3 protein-coding genes are annotated in these 2,771 nt (G+C 66.7%); 1 reads left to right on the plus strand and 2 read right to left on the minus strand.

The annotated features are described in order from the left end of the window. The coding region (locus tag MJD61_20210) for a hypothetical protein (GenBank protein ID MCG8557587.1) at nucleotides 1-256 on the minus strand (256 nt) is incomplete at its 3' end. Further along, nucleotides 253-1,254 (minus strand): ABC transporter ATP-binding protein, encoded by a 1,002-nt coding sequence (locus MJD61_20215; protein MCG8557588.1) that lies wholly within the window; start codon nucleotides 1,252-1,254, stop codon nucleotides 253-255. The genes MJD61_20215 and MJD61_20210, both read right to left, overlap by 4 nt. A gap of 297 nt (nucleotides 1,255-1,551) precedes the next feature. Here MJD61_20215 and MJD61_20220 point away from each other — a divergent pair. After that, nucleotides 1,552-2,771, plus strand: a 1,220-nt coding sequence (locus MJD61_20220; protein MCG8557589.1) for a polysaccharide deacetylase family protein, incomplete at its 3' end; no start/stop codon positions are given.

Consider the following 2,771-nt stretch of genomic DNA (forward strand, 5'->3'; position numbering starts at 1 on the left):
CCTCGGCAAACAAGCGCATCGTCAGCACAGGAGCGAAAATGAGCAAGGGCAAATAAAAGAGCGTGGTGCCCCCGAAGAACACGCTGAGCGGATTCTGCGTAGCGCTTCCGGAAACCGGCTGCGACGCGAACAGCTCTGCAATGAAGTAGAACGAGAGGCCCGAGTACAGTAGCCAGACAGTGAGCACTACGTACGCCATCGGCGACACAAAGAAGGACAGGACCTCGCGCCGCGTCAGGACCCATAGCGCGCTCATGGAACGGCCTCCGAGGTGGTTGGGCCATGAGGCGCGGCATCGGGCGGCGCCTGCTCCTGGGTGGTGAGGCGAGCGAAGACGTCTTCGAGCGAGCCCCGCGCGCGTCGCAGCTCCGAAAGTGTCAATCCGGCGGCCGCCACCTCACGGAAGACGCCTTCCGAGACCGCTGGCCCGGCATCCGCGTCGAGCTCGAAACAGTGGCTCGGCCCTTCACCCGTTTGTTCTTCGAGCCCTGGAGCACTGACTCTGCGCACACCGGGGATCCGCTCGAGCACCTCGCGCATTCGAGCGGGATCACCCCGGGTCACCACGACCAGCAGCTGCGAATCGCTTCCGGAAGTCCGCAGTGTCGCGGGTGCTCCCGACCCCACCAGCCTTCCTCGGTGAATGATCAGTACCCGCTCGCACGTCGATTCGACCTCGGGCAGAATATGGGTGGACAGCAGTACGGTCTTGCTGCCGCCGAGACCGCGAATCAGCTCGCGCATCTGCCGTATCTGATTTGGATCCAAACCCGCGGTGGGCTCGTCCAGGATCAAGAGCGGGGGATCGGCAACCAGTGCGTCCGCAAGGCCGACGCGCGAACGATAGCCCTTGGACAGCTGCGATACGATTCTGGTGCGAGCGTCCTCGACGTTGGCCATCTCCAAAGCAGCTTCGACCCGCCGGGCCGCGCCTCCGCGCTTCACACCCTTGAGACGCGCGCGGTAAAGAAGGTACTCGTACACGCGCATCTCGCCGTATAGCGGCACGGATTCCGGCAGGTAGCCCAGGTGCCGGCGCGCCTGTACGGGCCGCGCGATCGCGTCGACGCCCGCCACTCGAATGCGGCCCGAGGTCGGTGCCACGTAGCCGGTCAGCATGCGCAGGGTGGTGCTCTTGCCGGCGCCGTTGGGACCGAGGAAGCCGACCACCTCGCCTGGCTCGATGCGAAACCCCAGATCGGACACGGCCGCATGGTCTGCATAGCGTTTGGTCAGATGCTCGACCTCGATCACGGCTGGGCCACGTTGCAGCTCTACACGGGTACAGAAAGGAAACGCAGGGAGCGACCAGGACTGGAGCGCTGTGCGTACCCGACACCAGGATCGAACGCAAGGGTCCGCCAGCGGCGCGCCAGCTCGGATCGAGCCTGCGCACGACGCGTGGGCGTCTGGTTGCGTGATCGTGGTCGTGGCCGTTTCGTGGTGGTGGGCGTCGCTGCTACGCCGAGGGACAACGAGCACGCGGCTCGGAATCGCCAGAGGCGGGCGCCTTTCTTGGTGTTGGACCCACAAACACTTAGACTTCACGACATGGCAGTACAGCCTTGGCTCCGGCGCTTGCTGCGCCGCGGCACATTGTGCGTGTCGGCGAGCGTCGCGGGGGGAGTATTGGCCTACTCGAGTCCCCACTTGGAGCGGGATGCGGCCCTGCGCCTCGGCAGCCTGCTTGTGCCGGTCACCGAGCTAGCCGGCGGCAACGTCGTGGCGCGGCTCGGCGGCGCCAGCAACGGGGAGCTCTCGCCGCCGGAGATCCCGAGGCCCGTGTCCCGCCCCCTCCCCAAGGCCAAGCCGGCTCCGCTGGCGCCCGCGCCAAAAACCTCCGGGGCTGCGGCGGCACCGCCGCAGGCAGCCATCGCCCCAGAGACCCCGCCCACACCGCGCCAGGACGAGCTCACGCCGCTCGAATCCAGGCTCGGTGCCCAGTTCAAGAATGGGTTGACCATCACCGGGTCGACCCCCCACCGGCTGATTCTCTTCACCTTCGACGACGGACCCGATCGTCGCACAACGCCCAAACTGCTCGAGCGCCTGGACCAGGCCCACGTGCGTGCGGTCTTCTTCATCACGAGCGGCCGGATCCAGGGCCGCACCCAGCGCGAGCGCGACCAGCAACGCATCGCCAAGGATATCGCCAAGCGGGGCCACATGATCGCGAGCCACACCGTGGATCACCTGCAGCTGCCGCTGCTAAACGATCGCCAGGTGCTCGCCCAGGTGCAGCGCAGCGAGGACATCTTCTCGCGCATCTTCGGCGACCGCCCATGGCTGTTCCGGCCGCCGGGCGGAGCCCGCTCGAAGCGCGTCGACCGGCTGCTTGCGCGGCGCGGCTACACCACGGTCCTGTGGAACCTCGGCGCGGGTGACTTCCAGGTGCGCACGGCCCGTCAGGTGTTCCACACCTGGTTGCGCGTTTTCGAGCGGCGCAAGCGCGAAAACGGCGACCGGGGCGGCATCGTGCTGCTGCACGACACCTACCCCTGGAGCGTCGATGCCTTCGACCTCATCGTGGCGCACCTCCAACGACGCAACTGCAGGCTGCTCGAGCAGGGCGAACAGCTCTACGACGTCGTGGACGATATCGGTCTATTCTACCGAGCTAGAGGCGACGAGAACGCAAGCACCCTGGCTCCACCGGCCCACCCGCAAGAGAGCGTTCTTGCCTCGAGGCAAGCCAAGCTGCGCAAAGCCACCGCAGCGCGCTGCCAGGGCTCGCCGCGTGACCGGCATCAAGCTCTCAAGCCGGTCAACGC

It is taken from the genome of Pseudomonadota bacterium, from assembly GCA_022361155.1.
Classification (GTDB): domain Bacteria; phylum Myxococcota_A; class Polyangia; order Polyangiales; family JAKSBK01; genus JAKSBK01.